This window comes from Nitrosopumilus sp. S6 (genome assembly GCF_054515815.1).
The window spans coordinates 100,819-122,897 of sequence record NZ_JBTNRI010000003.1 but is presented as its reverse complement, the minus strand read 5'-3'; the positions used below and the strand labels follow the sequence as shown (position 1 = coordinate 122,897).

At 31.2% G+C, this 22,079-nt stretch carries 28 protein-coding genes; 15 read left to right on the top strand and 13 right to left on the bottom strand.

Going from position 1 to position 22,079, the window contains the following annotated elements; genetic code table 11:
* Positions 1 to 207, top strand: coding sequence for a hypothetical protein (locus ACX12B_RS03410; RefSeq protein WP_459352648.1), 207 nt, complete (start codon positions 1 to 3; stop codon positions 205 to 207).
* On the opposite strand, the gene ACX12B_RS03405 is transcribed toward ACX12B_RS03410, so the two are convergent.
* Together ACX12B_RS03405 and ACX12B_RS03400 are read right to left on the bottom strand one after the other, a co-directional pair.
* Positions 204 to 548, bottom strand: a complete 345-nt coding sequence (locus ACX12B_RS03405; protein WP_459352647.1) for a hypothetical protein — start codon at positions 546 to 548, stop codon at positions 204 to 206. The genes ACX12B_RS03410 and ACX12B_RS03405 overlap by 4 nt on opposite strands.
* A 33-nt stretch (positions 549 to 581) precedes the next feature.
* Positions 582 to 959 carry a DUF6659 family protein gene (locus ACX12B_RS03400; RefSeq protein ID WP_459352646.1) on the bottom strand — a complete coding sequence of 126 codons (378 nt, stop codon included), beginning with the start codon at positions 957 to 959 and terminating at the stop codon, positions 582 to 584.
* Positions 960 to 1,059: 100 nt separating this feature from the next.
* Between ACX12B_RS03400 and ACX12B_RS03395 the strand changes: the two genes are divergently transcribed.
* Complete coding sequence (locus tag ACX12B_RS03395; protein ID WP_459352645.1) at positions 1,060 to 1,677, top strand: O-methyltransferase; 618 nt, start codon at positions 1,060 to 1,062, stop codon at positions 1,675 to 1,677.
* Here ACX12B_RS03395 and ACX12B_RS03390 read toward each other — a convergent pair.
* Positions 1,669 to 3,120, bottom strand: a complete 1,452-nt coding sequence (locus ACX12B_RS03390) for a hypothetical protein (protein ID WP_459352644.1) — start codon at positions 3,118 to 3,120, stop codon at positions 1,669 to 1,671. The two genes, ACX12B_RS03395 and ACX12B_RS03390, sit on opposite strands and share 9 nt — an antisense overlap.
* A gap of 112 nt (positions 3,121 to 3,232) precedes the next feature.
* On the opposite strand from ACX12B_RS03390, the gene ACX12B_RS03385 reads away from it, so the two are divergent.
* Both ACX12B_RS03385 and ACX12B_RS03380 read left to right on the top strand, forming a co-directional pair.
* Complete coding sequence (locus ACX12B_RS03385) at positions 3,233 to 3,475, top strand: hypothetical protein (protein ID WP_459352643.1); 243 nt, start codon at positions 3,233 to 3,235, stop codon at positions 3,473 to 3,475.
* A gap of 58 nt (positions 3,476 to 3,533) precedes the next feature.
* On the top strand, positions 3,534 to 3,959 hold the full coding sequence (locus ACX12B_RS03380; protein WP_459352642.1) for a hypothetical protein: 426 nt from the start codon (positions 3,534 to 3,536) through the stop codon (positions 3,957 to 3,959).
* A gap of 2 nt (positions 3,960 to 3,961) precedes the next feature.
* Here ACX12B_RS03380 and ACX12B_RS03375 read toward each other — a convergent pair whose 3' ends face one another.
* From ACX12B_RS03375 to ACX12B_RS03365, 3 genes are read right to left on the bottom strand one after another with little or no spacing between them, the layout of a single operon-like run.
* Positions 3,962 to 4,192 carry a hypothetical protein gene (locus ACX12B_RS03375; protein WP_459352641.1) on the bottom strand — a complete coding sequence of 77 codons (231 nt, stop codon included), beginning with the start codon at positions 4,190 to 4,192 and terminating at the stop codon, positions 3,962 to 3,964.
* Positions 4,193 to 4,226: 34 nt separating this feature from the next.
* Positions 4,227 to 4,457 carry a hypothetical protein gene (locus ACX12B_RS03370; protein ID WP_459352640.1) on the bottom strand — a complete coding sequence of 77 codons (231 nt, stop codon included), beginning with the start codon at positions 4,455 to 4,457 and terminating at the stop codon, positions 4,227 to 4,229.
* A 42-nt stretch (positions 4,458 to 4,499) separates the two neighbouring features.
* Entirely contained in the window at positions 4,500 to 5,078 is a 579-nt protein-coding gene (locus ACX12B_RS03365; RefSeq protein WP_459352639.1) for a hypothetical protein, read from the bottom strand.
* Positions 5,079 to 5,395: 317 nt separating this feature from the next.
* On the opposite strand from ACX12B_RS03365, the gene ACX12B_RS03360 reads away from it, so the two are divergent.
* On the top strand, positions 5,396 to 7,474 hold the full coding sequence (locus ACX12B_RS03360) for a pentapeptide repeat-containing protein (protein WP_459352638.1): 2,079 nt from the start codon (positions 5,396 to 5,398) through the stop codon (positions 7,472 to 7,474).
* Positions 7,475 to 7,540: 66 nt separating this feature from the next.
* Complete coding sequence (locus tag ACX12B_RS03355; protein WP_459352637.1) at positions 7,541 to 8,053, top strand: hypothetical protein; 513 nt, start codon at positions 7,541 to 7,543, stop codon at positions 8,051 to 8,053.
* Between the two features lie 45 nt (positions 8,054 to 8,098).
* On the opposite strand, the gene ACX12B_RS03350 is transcribed toward ACX12B_RS03355, so the two are convergent.
* The 3 genes from ACX12B_RS03350 to ACX12B_RS03340 form a co-directional block, all read right to left on the bottom strand.
* Positions 8,099 to 8,482 carry a nuclear transport factor 2 family protein gene (locus ACX12B_RS03350; RefSeq protein ID WP_459352636.1) on the bottom strand — a complete coding sequence of 128 codons (384 nt, stop codon included), beginning with the start codon at positions 8,480 to 8,482 and terminating at the stop codon, positions 8,099 to 8,101.
* Between the two features lie 364 nt (positions 8,483 to 8,846).
* Positions 8,847 to 11,039 (bottom strand): elongation factor EF-2, encoded by a 2,193-nt coding sequence (locus tag ACX12B_RS03345; RefSeq protein WP_459352635.1) that lies wholly within the window; start codon positions 11,037 to 11,039, stop codon positions 8,847 to 8,849.
* Positions 11,040 to 11,088: 49 nt separating this feature from the next.
* Positions 11,089 to 11,994, bottom strand: a complete 906-nt coding sequence (locus ACX12B_RS03340) for a phosphoheptose isomerase family protein (protein WP_459352634.1) — start codon at positions 11,992 to 11,994, stop codon at positions 11,089 to 11,091.
* An 84-nt stretch (positions 11,995 to 12,078) separates the two neighbouring features.
* On the opposite strand from ACX12B_RS03340, the gene ACX12B_RS03335 reads away from it, so the two are divergent.
* The 5 genes from ACX12B_RS03335 (at position 12,079) to ACX12B_RS03315 (ending at position 17,036) form a co-directional block, all read left to right on the top strand.
* Positions 12,079 to 12,906 carry an MqnA/MqnD/SBP family protein gene (locus tag ACX12B_RS03335; RefSeq protein WP_459352633.1) on the top strand — a complete coding sequence of 276 codons (828 nt, stop codon included), beginning with the start codon at positions 12,079 to 12,081 and terminating at the stop codon, positions 12,904 to 12,906.
* 26 nt (positions 12,907 to 12,932) lie between these two features.
* Positions 12,933 to 13,223 (top strand): hypothetical protein, encoded by a 291-nt coding sequence (locus ACX12B_RS03330; protein WP_459352632.1) that lies wholly within the window; start codon positions 12,933 to 12,935, stop codon positions 13,221 to 13,223.
* 88 nt (positions 13,224 to 13,311) lie between these two features.
* Positions 13,312 to 16,359, top strand: coding sequence for a matrixin family metalloprotease (locus ACX12B_RS03325; RefSeq protein ID WP_459352631.1), 3,048 nt, complete (start codon positions 13,312 to 13,314; stop codon positions 16,357 to 16,359).
* Between the two features lie 40 nt (positions 16,360 to 16,399).
* On the top strand, positions 16,400 to 16,693 hold the full coding sequence (locus ACX12B_RS03320) for a hypothetical protein (RefSeq protein WP_459352732.1): 294 nt from the start codon (positions 16,400 to 16,402) through the stop codon (positions 16,691 to 16,693).
* A gap of 37 nt (positions 16,694 to 16,730) precedes the next feature.
* Positions 16,731 to 17,036, top strand: a complete 306-nt coding sequence (locus ACX12B_RS03315) for an MTH1187 family thiamine-binding protein (protein ID WP_459352630.1) — start codon at positions 16,731 to 16,733, stop codon at positions 17,034 to 17,036.
* Here ACX12B_RS03315 and ACX12B_RS03310 read toward each other — a convergent pair.
* Positions 17,033 to 18,130: a CofH family radical SAM protein gene (locus tag ACX12B_RS03310; RefSeq protein WP_459352629.1), complete on the bottom strand. Its 1,098-nt coding sequence runs from the start codon at positions 18,128 to 18,130 to the stop codon at positions 17,033 to 17,035. The two genes, ACX12B_RS03315 and ACX12B_RS03310, sit on opposite strands and share 4 nt — an antisense overlap.
* 76 nt (positions 18,131 to 18,206) lie before the next feature.
* Between ACX12B_RS03310 and ACX12B_RS03305 the strand changes: the two genes are divergently transcribed.
* Positions 18,207 to 18,380: a hypothetical protein gene (locus ACX12B_RS03305; protein WP_459352628.1), complete on the top strand. Its 174-nt coding sequence runs from the start codon at positions 18,207 to 18,209 to the stop codon at positions 18,378 to 18,380.
* Here ACX12B_RS03305 and ACX12B_RS03300 read toward each other — a convergent pair.
* Positions 18,367 to 18,861: a tetratricopeptide repeat protein gene (locus ACX12B_RS03300; protein WP_459352627.1), complete on the bottom strand. Its 495-nt coding sequence runs from the start codon at positions 18,859 to 18,861 to the stop codon at positions 18,367 to 18,369. The genes ACX12B_RS03305 and ACX12B_RS03300 overlap by 14 nt on opposite strands.
* Before the next feature lie 54 nt (positions 18,862 to 18,915).
* The gene (locus ACX12B_RS03295) at positions 18,916 to 19,143 is read right to left on the bottom strand and encodes a tetratricopeptide repeat protein (RefSeq protein ID WP_459352626.1); all 228 of its coding nucleotides are present in this window, start codon (positions 19,141 to 19,143) and stop codon (positions 18,916 to 18,918) included.
* Positions 19,144 to 19,267: 124 nt separating this feature from the next.
* Here ACX12B_RS03295 and ACX12B_RS03290 point away from each other — a divergent pair, with 124 nt between their 5' ends.
* Complete coding sequence (locus ACX12B_RS03290) at positions 19,268 to 19,708, top strand: Lrp/AsnC family transcriptional regulator (RefSeq protein WP_459352625.1); 441 nt, start codon at positions 19,268 to 19,270, stop codon at positions 19,706 to 19,708.
* A 10-nt stretch (positions 19,709 to 19,718) separates the two neighbouring features.
* A complete protein-coding gene (locus ACX12B_RS03285; protein ID WP_459352624.1) occupies positions 19,719 to 20,267 on the top strand; it encodes a DnaJ domain-containing protein in 549 nt (182 codons plus the stop codon).
* Here ACX12B_RS03285 and ACX12B_RS03280 read toward each other — a convergent pair.
* Positions 20,264 to 20,668, bottom strand: coding sequence for a hypothetical protein (locus tag ACX12B_RS03280; protein ID WP_459352623.1), 405 nt, complete (start codon positions 20,666 to 20,668; stop codon positions 20,264 to 20,266). The genes ACX12B_RS03285 and ACX12B_RS03280 overlap by 4 nt on opposite strands.
* Before the next feature lie 95 nt (positions 20,669 to 20,763).
* On the opposite strand from ACX12B_RS03280, the gene ACX12B_RS03275 reads away from it, so the two are divergent.
* A complete protein-coding gene (locus ACX12B_RS03275) occupies positions 20,764 to 22,077 on the top strand; it encodes an HD domain-containing protein (RefSeq protein ID WP_459352622.1) in 1,314 nt (437 codons plus the stop codon).
* Positions 22,078 to 22,079: the final 2 nt, after the last annotated feature.

Genomic DNA, 22,079 nt, shown 5'->3' with positions numbered 1-22,079 from the left:
ATGCCAACACCAACAGAAAACAATCACAACAAACATTTGGATTTGCTACATGATTACAAGATTCATCTTGTCAAATACATCCAAGAGTTAGAAAAAATGGATCAAAAATCAGAATTTGCAAAAAAATGGAACGAAACTACAATCAAAGAAAGAAAAGAAGAACTCAAAGTCATAGATAAAATATTAAAAAATTTGATTAGATTTTAGGATTGAGTTAAATCATAAAGAGAATTACAAAATGAATCAAGATTTTTTGCAGAAACACCATCAAACCATGCAAGTTCAGAAGTGATACTAAATCCCTGTAATTCAGGCTCAGAATTTGATTTTAAAAAAGTATTTTCAAGATTGACCATTTCATTTAGTGTTTTTTCATCATTTTTTGTGAATTTGTAATTGCACGGCATCAAATCAATTTGAATAAAATAATTTCCGTGTTGAGGATTAATTTTTGCTTTGATAAATGGTTTGTCAAATTGTTGACAATCACGATAATGTTTGTCATATTCAAACATCTTTGAATCACCAAGATATTTTGGAAAAATCATGATTATTTACAAAAATCAGCAGTCCGAGTTTTACTATAGACCTACAGTAAGTTTTTTAATTTTTGTTATCAGTCGAATTTTTGTATTAATTGGCATTTCTGGTTCCATTGTAAAGTAAATGATGTTTCTTTTGGCATATACTACCATTTGTGAAACTTTTTCTCTTTCAACATGTACATATCGAACCTTCCCAAGAGACCTATCAAACTCCTTTCTCATAGTACGTCTCTGGGCAACTTGTTTGCAGAAATGTTCCTCTTCTTTTTGAGATTTAAGATTTGTTTTACCTGTTTTCATAATTGCCTCTCGAATGTTACCTTTAGAGTCAATAATTGCAGCAAATCTCATTTTAGCATCCAAATTAATGATTTTTTGAACGATTTCAAGCAGATCGACTGTCTTTGCTGCCATATGTAATAGAAAAATTCCCAGGCAAATATAATCTAATAAAAATAATATGAGATCTTAGAATAACTAATACAGGAAGAGATTTCGCACATACATAGAAAATATGAACACGTCAATTTTCAAAGTTTTAGAAGAATTAGAAAATCAATCATCATTAGAAAAATCAAGACAAGTAGATGTTCCAGCAGATGAAAGAATGTTGGCAATAACAAAAGAAACAGGTGAACTCCTAAACATGATGATACGCCTAAAAAATGCAAAAAATGTCTTAGAGATTGGAATGTCTGTAGGGTATTCCACCATATGGTGTGCAGAAGCAATTGCTGAAAATGGAGGTAAAATAATAACAATAGAACAAAATCCAAAAAAGATTATCAAGGCAAATGCAAATTTTCAAAATGCAAATATTTTAGACATCATCACAATAAAAGAGGGGTTAGCAATGCAGATACTACGAGAGTTCAGTTTACAAGAAAAATACAAAGAATTTTTTGATTTTGTGTTAATAGATGCAGACAAAGAAAATGTTATTGAATATTTTGATATGATTTTACCATTAGTGTCAGTAGGAGGGGTAATTGTCACAGATAATATACTATACCCTGAAAAATACAAAGAAGATATGAAGAAATATTCATCACACATACGTGCAAACAAAAATGTCAGAACCATAACATCACCAATAGGAAATGGGGAAGAAATTACAATAAAGTTAAGATGATTTTTTCTTTGTCTTTTTTACTGTTTTAGATACAGGCTTTTTGTTAGATTTTTTAGCAGAATGTTTTGAACTTAATGATTTTAGTTTCTTGTCTTTAGATGCAATTTGTTGTTTTAGTTTTTGTTGTTGTTTTTTTAGTTTTTGATTTTTTAGTTTAATTTGTTGTTCAGTCTTTTCACGTTTTTTCTTAAGGGATTCATAGGTTTTTTCTTCTTGTTTGAGTTGTTTCACTAGTTTTTCATGGGATTTTAGTCGTTCTTTTTCTTCTTTTGTTTTTTTGGCAATCAATTCTTTTTCTTTAGATATAGTATTAATGAGATTAAGACGTTCTTCTTTTGATTTTATCAAATCAGCCTCTTGTGATTTTATTAAATTTTTGAGTTTTTCAGATTCTGCAAATTTTGCTTTTTCTTCTTTTACTTGGGAAACAATAAGATCATACTCTTTTTTGGTTTTCTCTAAGTCATTTTGCTTTAATTTAATTTCATTTGCAATGGATGCTTGTTCAAATAAGCGAGATTTTTGCTCTTCAATCATCTTTGCAAGCAAAGTTTGTTCTGTTGCAACTTGTTTTTCTATTTTTTCTTGTTCAAGTTGTGCTTGAACCAATTGTCTTTTTTGTTTCGAGAGTTCTTTGGCAATCTTTGTTTTTTCAGAATTAATATTTTTGATAATGTTTGCTCTTTCTTTTTTGACTTTGGCTAGTTCTTCTTTTTGAGCAATGATTTCCTCAGATAGTTTTGTTTGACTTTGAATTTTTAGTCTTTCTTCTTGAATTTGTGCTTCAAGGGTAGCTTTTTCTTGAGTTACTTTTTGTTCATATTCTTTTCTATGAGACATTAACTGTGTTAATTTTGAGCGATGTGTATCGATTTCACTTGAAATTAATTTTTGTTTTTGGATTTTTTCTTCTTCTTTACGAATATCATTTGAAATTTTTTCCATTTCAGTAGACTCTGGTGTAGAGTCCCAGCCTTTGGGCATTGTTCCTCTTGTAATTTTTGGTTCAGGTATAGGTTTAGGTGGGGGCGGAGGGATTGATTCAATCTTTTGAGGTTCAGAAACAATTACTGTTTCTTCTTGTTGATGTGGAATAGGTTCATTGAGTTTTGATTCAAGATATGTAACATCAGAATGATAAAGAGTTTTGTTGTTTGAAATCATATCAAAGATATGCTGTAATCGTCCTGGATCACCATTTCCAGAATCAATTAAGGCTTGGATTTTTGGTAAAACATCATTTTCAGTAACAGGCTCGGGTTTTTCTTCAAGACTAATTGAGGATTCCAGTTTTTTCTCAAGATACATTTGATCAGAATGGTATAGTGGCCGATTACTTTTGAGACATTCAAGGATATGATAGAGTCTACCCGGATCACCATTTCCAGAATCAATTAAGGCTTGTACATTTTCAATTGTTTGAGATAGAGTCAATTGAGACATTTCTTTGCCTGTTGCTAATTTTGTTCTAGTCTAGTAAAAATAACTTTTTAAAAAAAATTCACCTGAGCATAAATTTTAGGTGATTTATTAATCAGAAAATCAACTACACAGTGTGAAGACAGGAATTCCAATGATCTTTGTGGGAGGAGGGATGTTTTTTGCAGGATTGATAATGTTTTATTCGATAGAACTAGGCCAAATTGAACCTACTTTGAGATTAATCAAGAATGTTGGAACATTTGTAGGTCTTAGTGGAATTGGAGTTGGAGTAGCAGGAATTTTGCTATATCTAATTAGTCGAAATCAACCACCAATTCAAGAAAGCTTTGAATCAAAAGAAGGGTTTGATAAATAATTTAGAATTTGTAATCTTGGGACAACTAAATTATATCACATTAATTACAATTTGAAATATGACTGAAAAAGTATGGATTGGTGCAATTTTTCTCAAAGATGAAGGAGGATATGAAATTCTATTAAAATCATTAGAACATTATCGAAAAAGATTGAGAACTATTGGACAAAGTCCAGAACTAAAAGATTCAGCAGCAATGTTTGCATCAGTTTTAAATCAACAAGCAATGAAAACAGTTCCAAAAATCGACGAAGTGGTTGAAAAGATCAAAAATAGCATTAATGATATTCAAGCAGTCAAAAATCTAAGTGACGAAGTTCCATTTTTTGAAAAAGCGTTGATGTGTTATGAATCAGATATTGACAAGGCACAAAATACAGGGCACGAATATTTTCTAAAACTAGTAGGAGATTTGGCAGTAGCAAAAAATGATTTAGATATTATAAAGATAGCATTAAAGAAAATAAAAGAATATTCTGAATAATGTTAGCGTCCTTGTAAATACCAATCAAGGTAGGGAGTTAGCGCTTTGCATTGTTTCTTTTTCTCAGATTCATCTTCAACATCTAAAATTTTTTGAATTTTTCCATCTAGATATTCAGAGGTTAAATTACTCTTAAACTGAGGCTGAATTTGTTTTAAAACATCAACAAATTCATCTGAAGATGTACTTTCAAAGTTTTCTAATATTTTAGAAACTTTTTCATCTAACGACATGACAATGATTCAAAGATTACCCATTATAATTTTACTAATCAAGAACATCATCATCATCCCAAGTCAATCGAAATCTTCCAGTAACTCGGAACATCTGTATTTTTCCACCTTTTTTAAAATTGAGTTTGTAAAAATTATGAGAAGCGTCATCTATCTCCAGTGAGACATTTTCTTTTTTTGTTTGAAAAATGATTGGATCATTTGAAATTTGATTCCAATCACTGTCATCAAAATCCATGTAAAATTTTGTATAGAGTAATCCCATAAATCATCTAAAACGAACCTGAATAAATAACTAAAGAATGGACTATTTACCTGATGAATTTTTTGGTACAATAACTCCTAGAAAGCTAGTAATTGTAGGAAGTAATAATTCAGAATCCTTGTCATTTTGGATGATCTCATAAACTTGATAGATTAACTGTTGAATTGACAGATGTTCATCTCGATATAGTGTTTTTTTAGGATTTTTTATGGAATCTAGAATTGTAAAACCATTATCAGTTTGAAGTAGTTGTTTCAAAAGCAAATTTGAAGTATGTATTTTTTCATCAATGTCTTTGTGAGGGAAATCAGTTTCTAATCGCTTGATTTGTATTTTGAGATCATGAAAAGAGTTGTTTGTAGTTTGTTCAATATGTTGAGCAGCTTTATGAGCATAGTTTTCAGTAATACGATAAAATTTCATGTTTTTTTCAGCATTTACAAAAATGATTTCTTTTTCCATAAGAGAATCCCGAGTCTTTTCAAACGTAGTCTTTGCCATAAATTTTGGAACAACTAGTTTCATGAGAGCATTGTGATGTAGTTTGGGATTTTCTTTGATATGTTCTAGAAGAATTCTTTCACGCTCATATATCATTAAGGTAGGCTCAGATTGACTCATTATATCTAGGTCAACCTATTATTAGTAGGTCAACTATTAAAAAATTTCGAATTAGGCACTGAAAAGATTCAGGTAAATTGTATAAAAAAATTTGGCACATACATTTAGATCCAAGAAGAAATAGATAGATTGTGAGATGGGCACGCAGGAACTAACCAGTGAACAGAAAGAAGAGATTCAACAAAAAATCATTGATGCATGTAAAAAAGACGTAGGACACGTTCAAAAAATATGCTCAGAGATTTAGAATTGAGCCTAATTAAAAATTAGGTGAAAATCTATTTTATATTTAAATTCAGGAAAAAAGGCCGATCTGTGTGATTCGAGGGGCAGTAATTGCAGTTTCAGCATTATTCATCATAGGGTTTGTAACTCCAGGATTTGCTCAAACAGATTCTGAGATATTTCCAGAGTGGATAAAGACCACCATAAAATTTTGGTCAGAGGGGATGATGACGGACATTGAATTAAAAAATGCATTAGAATACATGATTAAAAATAAAATCATTGTAATTGATGAGCCTTCAAAAGGAATTGGAGGCATATTACCAACAGAGGATCAAAAAATTATTTCTGGAGTCTCATTTGTAGGATTGAATTTATCAGATGTTAATTTTGTTGGTGCCAAAGTAATTGATGTTGATTTTACAGGAGCTGACTTGTCTGGAAAAGATTTTACATGGACTACATTTCACAATGTAGACTTTACAAATACAAATCTTAGTGATACCAATCTATCAAAACAAAATTTGTCAGGTTTGACTTTAAAGGGGACAATTTTGAAAAACTCTGACTTGAGTGATTCAAATTTAGAAGGAGTAATTTTTGATAATGTTGATCTTTCAAATACAAACTTACAAAATTCAAACTTGAAAGAAATTACAATGAAAAACTCCATTCTAACAAATGCAAATCTTGAAAAAGTCAATTTACTAAAAAGTACAATTAGTCAAACCAGACTAGATGAAACAAATCTAAAAAATGCCATACTCAGAGATAGTAATCTTAGTTGGTCAATGTTTGATCATGCAGATTTAACAGGAGCCGATTTATCAAATGCAAAATTTGAAAATACAAACTTTAGATTGGTTAATTTCCAAAATGCTAAACTAGATGGAGTAGACTTTAGAGATGCAACATTAGAGGAAGCCAATTTATCAAATGCAAAATTAATGGATTCTAATTTGGCTGATATGAAATTAAATAAAATTAATTTGTCAGGTGCCAATCTGACAGGTTCAGACATATCAAATTCCCTGTTTATTGAGGCCAATTTGGTTAATTCTGACTTTGATTTCTCAAATGCCAAAGGGGCAGATTTTAGATGGGCAGATATGACAAATTCTAGATGGAATAATTCAGATTTATCAAATGCAGATCTCAGTAATACAGACATGACATTTTCAATAATTGATGGTGCAAATACTACAAATGCAGTAATAACGGACACAATATTCACAGATGTTGAAATCACTGAATCACAAGTAAGTGGATTTATCAACGAATGTAAAATAAAATCATTTTCAAATTTGATTGGTTGTGATTTATCAGGAGAATCTTTATCAGAAATTCAAATAAATAATTCAGATTTAAGATTTGCAGATTTATCACATGCAATTTTAGAAAATATTGATCTTTCAAATTCTAATTTGGAGAATTCAAACTTGCAAGGAATAAAATTAATTGACGTTGATTTATCAAATGCTGATTTTAAAAATACAAGAATTAATAATTCTACTCTAAACAATGTGATATTTGCAGATGTTTCATTAAAAGGAATTAATCTAAAAGACAGTAAAATTTCTAATGTTAATTTTGTTGATGTCAATCTAGCAGGAGTTGATATGAGTTTTTCACAAATTTCAGATTCAGATATGACAGGAGCTGATATGACAGGAGCTGATATGCGTTATGCAATTATTGAGAATACAATTGCAAAATATGTTGATTTTACTGATGCCAATCTAGACACAATTACAATTACAAATTCAGACTTGTCTAAATCAAACTTTAAAGGAGTACATCTAAGTCAAGTTAATTTTGATAATGTAAATTTAAAACATACAGATATGACAGGGTTGACTTTGGAAAATAGTAAAATTACAAACTCTGATTTTTCAGATGCAATACTATCTAAAATCAAATTAACAGGTACAAATTTGAAAAATACCATATTTACAAATGCAGAGATTAAGTTTGCCAACCTTGCAGGCGTGGATTTAACAAATGCAGACATGCGTGGAGTTAATCTAGAAGGCTCAATTTTGACTAGTGCAATACTTGTTCAAGCAGATTTTACTGATGCAGACCTTACACTAGCAGATTTGACAAATTCCAATAAACAGTATGCAAAGTTTAATGGAATAATTTCAGTTAATTGTGAAGGATGTCCTTAATTAAAAAAGGGTTTTTTGTAAAAAATTTGAATCTATTCTTTGTTGAAAAAAAGGCAAAATAACATCATGCAAAACATTTCTATTATATCGGCATTATCTGTACTTTTCCTAATTGGAATGACATTTCATGTAATGGCAGAATCTGACCAATATCTACAACTCAAAGAACTATATCATGAACAAAGATGGAATTTGGAAAAAGAATTCAAAGAAAAATTCCAAGAGTCTAGTAAAAAATACCAACAAGAAAAGCAGGTAGTTTATCACAAAATAGATTCTGATCATACACTGACCTCACAACAAATCAGTCAAATGCTCCAAAATACATTCTTAGACTTTGTGGAAAGGCAAGATGATATCAAAGATGAATACACATTACAAGTGGATGCATTAAATGAAAAGTTTGCAATCAAATTTGAACAGTTTGGAGAAAAGATGCCCTTGTGGGTTGAAAAGGTAAGGATTCTATGGGAACAGGGAAAGATATCTGATTTTGAATTTGCAAACTTTTTGTCTTTTGTAATTAACAATGATATAATCAAACTAGAGCAATGGATATTTTCAAAGTATAATGACTAAATTTCAACATTTTGATTAATTGTGATTGTTTTTAGAATCAAGCAATTATGTTAATGGCTCTAGAATTTTTTGAGTATCTGTAAATTGTCTGAATTGAGTAATTTTATTACCTTCAATGTGATACACGTGAGAAAAATCTACATGAAATGATTTGTTACTATTTGATACTCCTGAATACGTTCCAGTTACCATTACATGGTCTTTCATGTCTATGAATTGTTCTGGAACTGCATGAAATTCCTTGAAATTAGACAGCATTTTTGGAAAATACTCTTCAAAGACTGCCTTTTTCCCAACATATGTTCCACCATTTGGCATGCCATCAGCCAACTGCCACTGAATTTTTTCATCACACAAATCAAGGCAAGCATCTTTGTCCTGATTCTTAAAGGCAGTATAGAATAGTTTGATCAATTCAACATTTGACATGAAAGTTTTTTTGAATTTTCATTAATAATTTTTTTCTACATTATAACGATAGTCATATCGCATAATTCGTGACTACGAGTTCAATTATTAGAAATAGAGTCTAAATCCAAACATGCTTAAGTGAACGATAGGAGAAAATGAATAGAAATGACTAAGAAATTACCCCGTGGACACAATATTGGTGGCAGCATTAAACAGAAAAGACGTAAAGAACATAAACAAAATTCTAACTAAAACCACTTTGTAATAGATGAAGTATATTGAAATTATCTTTGTTGGTTTAAACCCCTAAAACTAAGAACGATTAAGTTTATGATTTAGATTATATCGCAAAATTCATTCGTAAAAGGGGGGGATTCTATTTTTATTCTCTGTCGATAAATTCGTCTGCTCTTGGAGGATCTGGAGCAAGTCCTTTTCTCTTTCTAATATCAGCAACTGCTGCTGCCAACATTGATTTTGGAACTTCGGTCCATTCTTTAAATGAAGTATTCCATGTTGCACGTCCTGCAGTTTGACCTCTCATCTCTTCAGATAGTGTAAAGGTCTCAGAAGCTGGAATTTCTCCAGTAACAATACTTGATGCACCTTTTTGAGACATGTCAAGAACTTTACCACGTTTACCAGAAAGAACTGTTGCAACATTTCCAACTAAATCTGTTGGGACACGAACTTCAATTGCCAAGGTTGGTTCTAAGACAGCAGTTCCTGCAGTTAGTAGTGCACCCATACATGCTCTACGTGAAGCAGGTCCTAATTGAGACAAACCTCTGTGAGCAGTATCCTCATGAGGAACAAAGTGAGTAAATGTGAATTTACAATTTCTCATCTGTTCTTTACATAGAGGACCTTCTTTCATTACTTCCTCAAAGCCAGAATTAATAGAATCAGTTGATTCTTGAACAAATTGAACACCTTTTGTTCCGTTAATCAAAACATTACCACGTGAATCAAATTTCATGACTCTCTTGATTGTGTCAGTATCCCATCCAGCACCTTTTAGTAAATCTGCTACAACTTTTTTATCTTTCATATCACTGATTTCACCAGTTCTAAGCATGTGAGCAATTTCAGGTTCTAAGGGTTCAACTTTCATGAAAATCTTGTTGTGTCTGTTTGGAGATTTTGCCATGATAGGCTCACATGCAGCCTTGACAGTTTCTCTGTAGTTGATTAATGGTTCAGAAGTAACAATTTCACATTTTGCATCTTGAATTCTGTGTGTTGCAACATCCAAGTGTAAAACACCCATTCCAGCAACAATAGTTTCGCCACTTTCTTCATCAATCTTTACGACAAGATTTGGGTCTTCAATAGTTAGTTGTCTGAGAATTTCAACTAGTTTAGGTAAATCTTTAGGATGTTTTGGTTCAATTGCAACTTGAACAACTGGTTCTGAAACATATTTGACACCTTCAAACATTGGAATGTCTTTTACAGTAGATAATGTGTTACCTGCTCTAGCTTCAGTTAATCCTAATAATGCAGGAATGTTTCCAGCACCAAGTTCTCCAACTTGTTCTCTTTGGTTTCCCATGAAAAAGTTTACAGATTGAATTCTTCCTTCACGCTTTTCATCTATGATGTTAATTGTTTGACCATCTTTGATTGTTCCAGAGAACAATCTTCCAATTGCAACAGGACCTGCTGCAGGATCTAACACCATGTTTACAATCATCATAATTGTCGGACCAGAATCATCACATGCAAGTAATGCTTTTCCAACATCAGAATCCAAATCACCTTTCCAAATTTGAGGAATTCTGTACTTTACAGCATCCTTAGGAGCAGGATGATGTTTTACAACCATTCCAAGTACTGCATCAGCTAGAGGTGCTTTTTCAACTAGGTCATCAACCTTTTCATTTTGATAAGCATCAATAACATCTTTGAATGTAATTCCTCGTTCTTTCATTAAATCAACATTGATTGCCCATCTGTCTTTTGCAGAACCAAATGTTACACTTGCATCCTGAATAGAGACTTTCCATTTTTCTTTGTATTCAGGTTCAGCATAAGTATCAATTAATTGGTTAAAGTTAGAGACTACTTCTGCAAGTTGTGCTTGCATTTTTTCAGGGGTTAAACGGAGTTCTTTGATGAGTCTATCTACTTTATTGATAAACAATACAGGTTTTACTCTCTCTTCAAGTGCCATTCTAGTGACAGTTTCAGTCTGAGTCATGATACCTTCAACTGCATCACAAACAACTACTGCACCATCAATTGCTCTAAGACTACGAATTACCCTTCCACTAAAGTCTACGTGTCCAGGAGTATCAATCATGTTAATGACATATTCTTTGTCTTTTTGTTGAAAGAGTAGAGTAACATTTGCTTGATAAATTGTAATTCCTCTTTGTTGTTCTTCTTTATCAAAATCCATAGCAAGTGCTTTACCAGCAGCTGAAGGAGCAATGATTCCAGAATAAGCTAAAAGACTATCACTCATGGTAGTTTTTCCATGGTCAACGTGTGCAATTACACCAAAGTTTCGGATCTGATCCTTATTTTTGATAATTTTCATGACATCAGTTGTTGACTTGAATTTTACCATATTCGCAAACCCTAGGATTCAGCTATTAAACCTTAGCCTTCCAAAAAGATCAATAGATCATTTGGTTACTTGCATTACGAATCTTTTTTGCAGTGACAAAATGACAGTCCTTTTTGCGTTTTCTTTTTGCCTCATTTAGTGCAAGAAACTGGGAGAAAAATGTACAGTAAAGTATCTGAGACAATTTCTCAGAAGGCAAACTAGGATGAACTACATGAAGTCCAATTTTTTTTAGATTTTTGGCCAGTTGTTTATTATGAGCGTTTTTTGCTTCAAAAATTATCACAGTATCTCCTTTTTTTGCAGAAAATAATTCCATATGGGAGAACTGCTCTATCCTAGAATAATGTACATCATATCCCATTACTTCATAAAATTTTGCCGCACAAAACATCGCAAGAGGAAATGTAGTAAGATTTCCTAGAACATAGACTTTTTTTGAGATTTTTACTTTTTTAGAGTCAGACTTTGCTTTTTTAAAAATTACATTTGGTTTTTGAATGCATATGGGTTTGACTAGTGAAATGCACGTAAGCATACTTTCTAGAAAAGAGATACTGCCTGCAGTAAACACATCACTGTTTGGAGAGGTTAATAAAATTACATCATCAGATACTCGGGCCAATCTACTATTAGATTTTGAGGTGATTGCAATTGATTTTTTTGCAAATTTGGCAGCTTTTATGTTAGTAATGGTATTGCCAGAAATTGAAACAAAGTAGACATGTTTTGATTTCATCAAATGAGTGTTTTTGTACAAATCTAAAGGATCCATCACTCGTATCAATCCATCGGAGAAAGATTCAGCAAGCATTGATGAAACAAGTGAATCTCCACTACCTGTAAAAATAGTATTTTTTTGAAGAGTTTTAGAAATAGGTTTTTGTTTTTTAAAAGATTTTAGAAAATCAACTTGTAGATGGATATCTTTTTCAAAAGCATCTATTGTGTTCATCAATCAAAATGGATTTTTCGCATATATTAGAAAATCTGTTTAGAGTATGTTTTGATTTTTATTACGACTGACTTTGGTGAATTTATGGAAATTTCAGTAGGTCATACTCCGGATTCAGATGATGCATTCATGTTTTATGGAATGTTTACAGGGAAAGTTCCATCACCAGATTTCAAAGTAAACCATGTAATTGAAGATATTGAAAAATTAAATCGTAAAGCTACAGATCCGCAATTAGACGTCACAGCAGTTTCAGTTCATGCATGTGCATATATCCCAGGATACACAGTATTGCGTAGTGGCGGAAGTTTTGGAATAGGATACGGTCCAATTGTTACTGCAAGAGAAGAGATGACAATTGATGAGATAAAAAAATGCAAAATTGCAATTCCAGGAAAGATGACATCTGCATTTTTACTATTACAATTAATGATTGGAAAATTTGATTATGTTGAAATGAACTTTAGTGACATTCCAGAGGCAGTAAAATCAGGCAAAGTCGATGCTGGTCTAGTAATTCATGAGACACAGTTATCATATGAACAAGAAGGAAACGTCAAAATCTTAGATGTAGGTGAATGGTGGCATAAAACCACAAACGGGCTACCAGTTCCACTGGGAATTAATGTTATGAGAACAGATTTGGGAATGGAAACAATTCACAAATTTGATCAGTATCTTCAGGCATCAATAGAATACGGATTAGAGAATTTAGAAGATGCATTAGAATATGCAATGCAATACTCTAGAGGAAAACCACAAGACTTGATTGAAAAGTTTGTAAAAATGTATGTAAATCAAGTAACTGTTAACATGGGTGAACCAGGAGAAGAATCAATACGTAGATTATTTGATATGGCAAAAGAGAAAAATCTTGTTCCAGATTTTGAATTAAGTATTGCCATCAAGTAATTATATAACAAAAGAGCAAAAAAATCATGGGAGACGGTATTGGTGGAGCAGTTATTAACATTCTTACAAACAATGCTTTTGAATTACTAATCAGTCACACTAGAAAAGACAATCAAGAAGAATATGGTAAAGTAGAAAAAATAATCATGAGTAAAATTGACGATCCTGACCAACCACAATACGAAGAAAAAACAAGAGAAGACTTAGAAAGAGCATTGAAAGGAAAATTTGTTTCATGTAATGTACAATACAGAGATAAAAAAACAGATGCACTTGTTTGTAATGTATTTGTACAAAAACCACCAGAAGGATTTTAGAAAAATAGGCGTGACAGTTGTCATTTTATTAAATTACAAACGATCTTATATTTAACTCACTAAACCAGAATAATGTTGAGGGGCATTGGTGCAAGTAAGATTATTAGGATTATTGGTATTGGTGGGAACCATACCTATTTCAGGAATAAATTTTGCAGAAGCTCAAACTGAAGAAGTTCCAGAGTGGATAAAGAAGACTTTGGAGTTATGGTCAAGTGGAGAAATATCAAATGAAGAATTTGTAAGGGCAATTGATTACTTGTCTCAAAAAGGAATTGTAAAGATTTCATCTACTACAGATAAAGAACTGAAAAGAGATGTAGAGTATCTAAAGGCAAAAGCAGAGGTATTCCAAGAAGAAGTCAAAGAATTAAGAGATGAGAATGAAGAGTACAGGATACTATTAAAAAGTCAGGAAATGAGTAATTCAAACCAATTTCCAACATCAATGTCATCAATTTTTGATGAATATCAAGCATTAAAAAAAGAAGTTGAGAGATTAAGAGAGACAAACAAAAAAATGTCAACTAATATCGATGCATGGGTAGCAAATCTAGATCCAGAAACAACTGTTTCAGGAAATTCTAATGATGAAGGATTGGTCAAAGTCAAAGCAAATGTAATTGAGGAATTAAATAACTTAAAAATTGAAAATAAAAAATTACAAAATGAAATCACAATGTTAGATGAGAAAAGAGATTACTATGAAGACAATATTGAATTATTAAAAATTGAAAACGAGAATAAGCAGCAACTAATCTCAATTCTTAAAGAAAAGAATCAAGAAAATAGAATGAGTGCTAATGAGTTAATTCAAAGTAAAGAAGCATACGAATCACTAATTACAAAATTAAAAAATGATAACTTTATTCAAAAACAAAAAATGATCGAATATGAAAATAAAATAAAATCATTTGATGAGACAATAAAGCAAATTAGTGGAGAAAAAATACAAACAGACGAAACAGTTGCTAGTTTAAAAAATAAAAATTCAGGATACATTAATGTCATTAATCAATTAGAAAATCTAAACCAAGAACAAAAATTAGAATTAGCCTCAATAACTAATGAACTTGTGAATGCTAATGGGTTAATAGAGAATTTTGTAGTAGAAATTCAAAATTATGAGAGCAAAATAGGCACACTAAAAGACGAAAATAGACAACAAAAAAATAGAATCAAACAACTTGGAATTGAAAATGCAGTATATGAGGATAAGATTTCCGAATTAGAGTTATCAAATATTGAGCAAAGAAAAACATTGATGGGAATAATGAATGATGCAGAAGAGTCAAATGAATTTGCAACAGTATTAAATTCTAGACTATCAGAATTCCAAAAAATAGTTAAAGAATTAGAAGATGAGAATGAACAATACAAAACAACCATACATAAATTAGAAAATGAGAATACTGAAAAGAATACTACATTAATTTTAATGAAAAACGAGTTTGACAAAATGAGTCAACTAGTAAACGAATTAAATTCCAAAGTTGACAAATACAAAAACACTATTCAAATTCTAGAAGACGAGAATAATCTAATCAAAAATGACATGATAACAATAAATGATAAGAGTATATCAGAATATGAATTATTAGTCAGACAACTTCAAGGAGAAAAAAATACTCAACATGAAAACATTACTTTAATGAAAATTGAAATTGATGAATCAAATGAGTTAATCAATTCCCTAAATTCAAAGATTGTAAGTTATGAAAAACAACTTAGTCTAGTTGAAGAAGAAAATTCACAATATAGAAATCAAATTACACATTTGAAAAGTGCCAGTGAATCTCAACAAGATTCCTTGAGTTCATTTAACAATGCAATAGATGAAAATGATGAAATGATCAAACTATTAGCAAATGAAAATAAAATGTACCAAAATACAATAGATAAACTCAAAGAAGAAAACAGAATGCTAGAAAAGAAAGTAAGTACAGTTTCAAATGAAAATACAGATGGTTTAATCACAATATCAGAAATTGAATCAGAAAATAAAGAAATGAGAAAACAAGTAGAATTTTTGCAATCAGAAATCAGAGAAAAGCATGAACAGATTCAAAATCTAAAACATATTCAAGAAGAAAAAGATGCCAAATATGAACAAATTCAGGCACAAATGGCAACAAAACAACCAGTAAATGAACCATTAGTCAATATAACAAATGAAAAAGAAAATGATGCGTTGATTGTTGAGTTGAATTATCTTAAAGCAAAGAATCTAGTCAATGATGAAGAGATAGATACACTTAGGGCAGAAAATGAAGAGTACAGAGTTTTGTTGAACTTGCTAAAGAAAGGTGAGAGTTCATTTACAGGAATTCAAAATGCAGAGTATGATAAAATAGATAATGGTCAGGGAGTTATAGTGTACAACAACGCAAATCCAGAAAAAACATTACCAAGTGATTGGATAGCACGAGTAGATAACTCACAGACATACCCAATTTACATTGAAAAAACTCCTTCATGGTCAAAAGATATGTCAATAGAAGTTCAGGAAGCTTTGAAGTTTTGGGAATTAACTGCAGATGTAAAATTTGAAATTGTTGATGCTCCATCATTTGAAATTACTACAATTAATTGGGAACGAGAGTTAAAGAATGGATATGATGGATATGTAGTTGGACAAACAAATGTTTCAATAGGATTAGGCAGTAGTAATTGTGATGGACAATGGAAAGCATACAGTTCAGAGTCTATAAAGAATATTTTGATTCATGAAATAGGCCACACAGTAGGATTAGGTCATGCAGTGAGTAAATCAAATATAATGTATCCAATGATTCAAGATGCAAAATTTGCACCAATTGAAAAAATAGTAACAATTCCCCAAGACGGATCTGTTTTCATAAAAGGATGTTCATTTAGTGCAGATCCTGTTTACAAATACAATGTTAAAGTTAGCGAATCAAAGACTGCAGATATTTTCTTTGTCCCATCAGTTGATGAAAAATACAAAGTAGACTCAGGAATGACTTTTGACTATTATTCAGACATTAATTGTATAGGATTAGAAAAATCATACAAAAATGGTTCTTGCAAAGTAGCAGATTCTGCAGGCATATTGATAATTAATTCAGGAGATCAAGGCACAATTTCCTTGAAAATACACCTAGAAGAGCAATAAAATAAGAAATTCCCAAATCCAATTTCCTAATATATGATAAATTCAGAATAATATCAGATTGGTGTTAATTGATAAAAAAATTTTTGCAGGAGGTATTGCAATGATTATTGCAGGAGTTGTTATTGGAGTAACAACAGGTGAAGGACCAACCGGTCATGTAGGAATGACTGAAGAAGAAATTATTGATTTAATGATAGCCGAAGATGAAAACCAAGCTTTGCAGTTATTGTATGGATTGTTAATTGGTGTGGGTTTTTTGTTAGTTTTGATAAGTTTTGGGGCAAGACGTAAGAAAGGTAGTGCAAAAAGAACAGAGAAAAAACCGGCAGAGTAATTCAAACTTTTTTATCTCAAATAAATAAAGAAAAGAAATGATTCATGCAGAAATTAGCATTTATCCAATGGCAACAAAAACAACTAGTGCAAGTTTTTACATTGCAAAAGCAATAGAATCAATTCAAAAAATTGAGAATCTCAAATACGAAGTTAACGCCATGGGAACTATTTTAGAATCAAACGATATGGATGTAATCAACAAAGCTACAAAACAAATGACTGAAACAGTACATAATTTAGGGATTAAAAGAGTAGAAGTTGTAATTAAAATAGATTCAAGAAAAGATAAAGAACAAAGCGGAGAAGAAAAATTAGAATCTATTAAAAAACATCTAAATTAAAAATTCTTTAAAATTCCAAAATGAGTATTTCTTTGTGCAGGAGTACGACCAATTTCTTTTACCATAGTTGCAAGTTCATCAACTGAAGAGCTAGTTGCTTTACCTGCAGCACGATAGATTTCTTCAGAAAAGGCAGTACCGACTAAATCACTTCCACCATTAGACAAGGCTACTTGAGCAAGTTTCTTGCCATATGCTACCCAATAAACAGAAATGTTATTGAGATAATTTGCAAGCATGAGTCTAGATAATGCAATCACTCTCAAGTCATATACAGAAGAGCATTCATTATTGACCAAGTGTTTTTGTTCTAGTTCTGTGTTATCTAAGCTGAATTTCAAAGGAATAAGTGTAATGAATCCATTTGTTTTCTTTTGTAAATCACGAATTTTGATTAAATGATCAACAATGTGTTCAGGTTTTTCAATATGTCCATAAAGCATAGTTACATTACTTTGAATTCCCATATTATGTGCCTCTTCAATTACATCTAACCATTCTTGTCCAGTACATTTTCCTCTAACAATCTCTTTTCGAATTTCAGGATGAAACAACTCTGCACCGCCACCAGGCATTGAATCCAATCCCGCGTCTTTTAGACGAGATAAAATTTCTTTAGTAGAATTTTTTGTAAGTTTTGATAAATAAAAAATTTCTGCAGCAGTTAATGCTTTAATGTTTAATTGAGGATGATGTTTCTTTATTGTTTTCATCATGTCTTCATAATATTCAAGAGGAAGTTTTGGGTGAAATCCTCCAACAATATGTACTTCAGTTGCTCCCATTTGTTTTGCAATTCCAACACGTTGTTCAATTTCTTGGGGGGTTAATGTGTAAGCATCTTCAGCACCATCTTTTCTATAAAATGCACACATCTGACAACTTGCAGCGCAGACATTAGTGTAGTTCATGTAATAAGATGCTGCAAAAGTTACAGTATCCCCAACTAGTTCTTTTCTTCTGGCATCAGCTACTGCACCAAGCAAATGTAAATTATCATAATTCATTAATTCTAAACCATCTTTATAGGATAATTCTTGGCCAGCAATTGCGCGATCTAGTGCCTGAGAATCTCCTGCCAGTTGTTCTAACATATCATTAGGTGTCTCCATCATGATATATTCCTTAGTCAGGCTCAAGAAATAAGTACTCAAATGAGAATATCAAAACATGGTACTTCCTTTAGTAGATGAACACAAGCCAAAGTGTTATCTATGCCATGAAGGATTTGAAAATTTAGAAGGTCTTAGAGAACATCAAAATTCAAAGCATAAAGAGTTCTTTGAATCACATGAAAAAGAAATGAACAAAGAACCTGCACCGGGCGATGTTACTGTGTTTTAATTTTATTATCATTAATAGATTTTAGTAAATTTTGAGCCATATCTTTTGAAATACTAGCCAAATCAAATTCTTTGTCAATAGATAACGCTTTTTTGAAATGTTTTATAGCTTCTTGTAATTTCCCAGTTTCTCCTAAAGATAGTCCTTTGTATGCTAATGCCATTGCACATTTTTTATCAATTTTTAAAATACCATCATAGCATTCCATTGCTTTATCATATTTTTGATCAGAATGCAATGCAGTTCCTTTGTTTAATAACGCATCAATATTTGTGGGTGAAATTTGTAACGCCTTATCATATGTTCTAATTGCAAGTTTTATCCGACCCATATTCTGTAAAGTCACTCCTTTATCAATTAAGGCACCAATGTTGGAAGGATCATTCTTCAATACAAGATCATAAAGGTGGATAGCATCATGAAAATTACCATCTTCAACACATTCATAGGCCTCAGCTAACATTCGTTTTGTATCATTCAATAAAGAAGATAATATTTTGTTAATAATATAGATTCACTATTTGTCAACACCAGATCAAGAAGCATTTCTATCACGAGGATCAATATTTAGAGATTTGTTAAAACATTCCATTGCCTCTTCATATCTTCCAAGACTTCGTAATGCTATACCTTTGTAATTCCACAAGTCAGGATCATCTTGATTCAAAAGTAGTGCGTGCTCAAAGAACCCAAGCGCATCATCAAATTTCCCATCTTCAAGTAAAACTTTACCTTGAGATACAAGCTCTTGAATTTTGTCCACAATGAATGTAATTTTGTATTTGTATTAAATTTGAAAGAGTATAGAAAAAAATTGAGCCTATTAAATTAAACAAATTTTTAGTTATTTAGTGAAAATTTAAATAAATTTTTCCATCATGTATAATGTGAATTTAGATAAAACAGATGAGAAGATTTTGAGGAATCTAATGGTAGATGCTCGATTATCAGCAAGACAACTAGCACTAAAACTTGGAATGTCAACTGTGACAGTTTTATCAAGAATTAAAAAAATGGAGAAAGATAATATCATTAACGGATATACTGCAATAATTGATCATGAGAAACTAGGGTATTCACTTACTGCAATAATTGAAATCATTGCAAAAAAGGACATAATAGATATCGAAGAAAAAATTTCAAAGTTTGAAAATGTTTGTGGAGTTTATGACATTACAGGTTCAACAGACACAATAATTATTGCAAAATTCAAAGAGAGAGATGGATTAAGTAAATTTGTCAAAGAACTTGCTTCCATTCCTAATGTGGAAAATACAATCACACATGTAGTATTAAATACAGCAAAAGAAGATTTTAGATTATCATAGTGAAGAAGAATTGAGATTTGTAAGTATTTTTCTAATTTCAGCAGTTTTGTTTTTAGTTCAATCATCACACGGTCAAGAAAAAGAATTAGATATGGATCTTGAAGTGACAGATGAAGAAAAAATCATACTGTTTGGTGGATTTACAATAGCAGTAATTGGTTTGTTTTTATTTTTAGCAAGAGATATCATTCTAAGAAGAAAAACGTCATATGATAAAGAAGAATTAGAATCAAAAAAAGACAAAACACATGAGAAATATCAATCAGATTGGGGAGACGATTATGAAGAGATTGGAAAGAGGAGAAACACGATTAAAGATAAAGAGTTCAGAGAGGCTGTCAGAAATGATACGCTTCCAAACTATTATGAAGTATTAGGAGTATCAAGATATGCAACACAAGAAGAGATAAAGAAAAGCTTTAGAGAACTTGCAAAAAAGACACATCCAGATAAAACAAAAAAAGATTCTGAAGAAGAAATGTCAAAATTAAACAAAGCATATGAAGTTCTTTCTGATGAGGACAGTAGAGAAAGATACGACAGATATTTTGTAGATTAAATAGATTCTAGTTTTACAATAATCATACTAAGTTCTATAGAATCAGGAGTCTGAACACTATTTGTCAGATTTGTAGAAATCTCCAAATTTTTTTGATTTCCTTTAGTATCCATAGTAGCGGTAATTTTTAATTCACCAAATTCAGTGTTGGGCCCAAGCATCTTCTTTGTAAGTAGTGGCACAACAGAAAGATCTTCAACGGTTCCTTTCATTTTATATGCAAATTTTTCTGAAAAATATACCCCTCCACGAGTGGTAGGTTTGTTTACGGGAATTGAAGAATGAGTTACTTGAACATTAGTAAGAGAGTATGAGTTATCTTTTAAATGAAGACTAAATTGTGGCGAGCCTGATTTAGTAAAATCAATTAATGAATTTAAGAGAACTTCATCTACAGCCATTTAAAAATAAAAAAATCATAATTCTATTGAATCTTTCTACAAAAGAAAACTTTTTTTCAGATCATCTTTAAAAAGAACAAAAAGATTGTCTGGTTATGCAATTATTTGCAAATACTCAAGTCATGAGAAATAATATTCTTGATTTGCTAATAGAAAACAGATTAGAAGATGATTGTTATGTTGAAATGTTAGATTACACCATTGATTTGTTTGAAAGTAGAGGTCTTGGAAGAGATTATTATGGATACCACAATATCAATCATGAATTAGAAGTTACATATTTTTCATTATTAGCTACAAAACAAGAAAAAATAAAATTTACACATGAAGATGTAAAATATCTATATGTTGCAGCATTATTTCATGACTTTGATCCAGAAAAAAGTGTTGATAAACCACATGAAGAAAGTGTGTTAAAATTTATTTCAACAGACAGAAAGCTTAGTCAATTAATTAAAACTGCAAATATTGATTTAGAAATTATCAAGGTTTTGATTTTAAGAACAACATATCCTTGGATGGGAGAACTAAAGAAAAATGCTGAAGCACAAATCAAACAATGTTTCCATAATTCAGAATTGACAAGAAACAACATAGAATATCAAAAGCACATTATGAATATTGGGTGGTATTTGACAGTAGTAGATCGAATCAGCGGTTATGCATTAGGGGATTTTTCAAAGGCCATGGAGATGGCAAAAATGAATGCACACGCCCTGGCGTGGAGACCATCATTAATTGTGAGAAGTGCTGTGGCATATTTTGAAGAGTTACTCAACAAAGAAACAGACATGGTAAAACCAGTTCTCAAAGTAATTTCAAATGAAATGAGAAAGAACTTTTTTGATACAGTTTTATCATTTATGAGAATTAGACAACAGGAAATTACCATTCAAGCAGATTGTGCATACAAGAATCTAAGACTAGTTCCAACCATAGAATGCATGAAAACTAGAAATGATCCAGAGTTCATAAACTCATTACATGAGATTTTACTAGAATTGCCAAGACCACTGCAATTCTTGAACAATTTTGAAAAATCAGTAAAAGACCCAGATACAATCATCACCACATTAAGATTAAATGGAAAAAATGGAGAAATTGTTGGATACGCAAAAGGTGGATCACTAGAAAATTACAATCTAAGAGAAGAAATCAGAGATGAAAATTATGGTTTAGGAAACACAGTATTCCTAGAACCAATTGCAGTAAAAATGGGGTATTGGGGATTAAAAGGAGGAAGTGAGATGCGCCACATGTTTGTAATGCAAGCACATTCTAAAAAATTCAAGTATCTCACAAGTTTTGCGTTAAGAGATGTGATTAATGCAAGAATAGAAAAAGAACAAGCAGAATTTGTAGCACAGTTTGATCCTGAACGATGGGATTATTATCGAATCAAAATTTAGAT

Coding starts and splice junctions, on each gene's coding strand:
- ACX12B_RS03355 (WP_459352637.1), top strand. CDS start 7,541: ATGCAAAACATTTCTATTATATCGGCATTATCTGTACTTTTCCTAATT.
- ACX12B_RS03365 (WP_459352639.1), bottom strand. CDS start 5,078: ATGAGTCAATCTGAGCCTACCTTAATGATATATGAGCGTGAAAGAATT.
- ACX12B_RS03350 (WP_459352636.1), bottom strand. CDS start 8,482: ATGTCAAATGTTGAATTGATCAAACTATTCTATACTGCCTTTAAGAAT.
- ACX12B_RS03405 (WP_459352647.1), bottom strand. CDS start 548: ATGATTTTTCCAAAATATCTTGGTGATTCAAAGATGTTTGAATATGAC.
- ACX12B_RS03340 (WP_459352634.1), bottom strand. CDS start 11,994: ATGAACACAATAGATGCTTTTGAAAAAGATATCCATCTACAAGTTGAT.
- ACX12B_RS03330 (WP_459352632.1), top strand. CDS start 12,933: ATGGGAGACGGTATTGGTGGAGCAGTTATTAACATTCTTACAAACAAT.
- ACX12B_RS03400 (WP_459352646.1), bottom strand. CDS start 959: ATGGCAGCAAAGACAGTCGATCTGCTTGAAATCGTTCAAAAAATCATT.
- ACX12B_RS03315 (WP_459352630.1), top strand. CDS start 16,731: ATGATTCATGCAGAAATTAGCATTTATCCAATGGCAACAAAAACAACT.
- ACX12B_RS03310 (WP_459352629.1), bottom strand. CDS start 18,130: ATGTTAGAACAACTGGCAGGAGATTCTCAGGCACTAGATCGCGCAATT.
- ACX12B_RS03395 (WP_459352645.1), top strand. CDS start 1,060: ATGAACACGTCAATTTTCAAAGTTTTAGAAGAATTAGAAAATCAATCA.
- ACX12B_RS03410 (WP_459352648.1), top strand. CDS start 1: ATGCCAACACCAACAGAAAACAATCACAACAAACATTTGGATTTGCTA.
- ACX12B_RS03280 (WP_459352623.1), bottom strand. CDS start 20,668: ATGGCTGTAGATGAAGTTCTCTTAAATTCATTAATTGATTTTACTAAA.
- ACX12B_RS03345 (WP_459352635.1), bottom strand. CDS start 11,039: ATGGTAAAATTCAAGTCAACAACTGATGTCATGAAAATTATCAAAAAT.
- ACX12B_RS03275 (WP_459352622.1), top strand. CDS start 20,764: ATGCAATTATTTGCAAATACTCAAGTCATGAGAAATAATATTCTTGAT.
- ACX12B_RS03375 (WP_459352641.1), bottom strand. CDS start 4,192: ATGTCGTTAGATGAAAAAGTTTCTAAAATATTAGAAAACTTTGAAAGT.
- ACX12B_RS03390 (WP_459352644.1), bottom strand. CDS start 3,120: ATGTCTCAATTGACTCTATCTCAAACAATTGAAAATGTACAAGCCTTA.
- ACX12B_RS03370 (WP_459352640.1), bottom strand. CDS start 4,457: ATGGGATTACTCTATACAAAATTTTACATGGATTTTGATGACAGTGAT.
- ACX12B_RS03305 (WP_459352628.1), top strand. CDS start 18,207: ATGGTACTTCCTTTAGTAGATGAACACAAGCCAAAGTGTTATCTATGC.
- ACX12B_RS03380 (WP_459352642.1), top strand. CDS start 3,534: ATGACTGAAAAAGTATGGATTGGTGCAATTTTTCTCAAAGATGAAGGA.
- ACX12B_RS03335 (WP_459352633.1), top strand. CDS start 12,079: ATGGAAATTTCAGTAGGTCATACTCCGGATTCAGATGATGCATTCATG.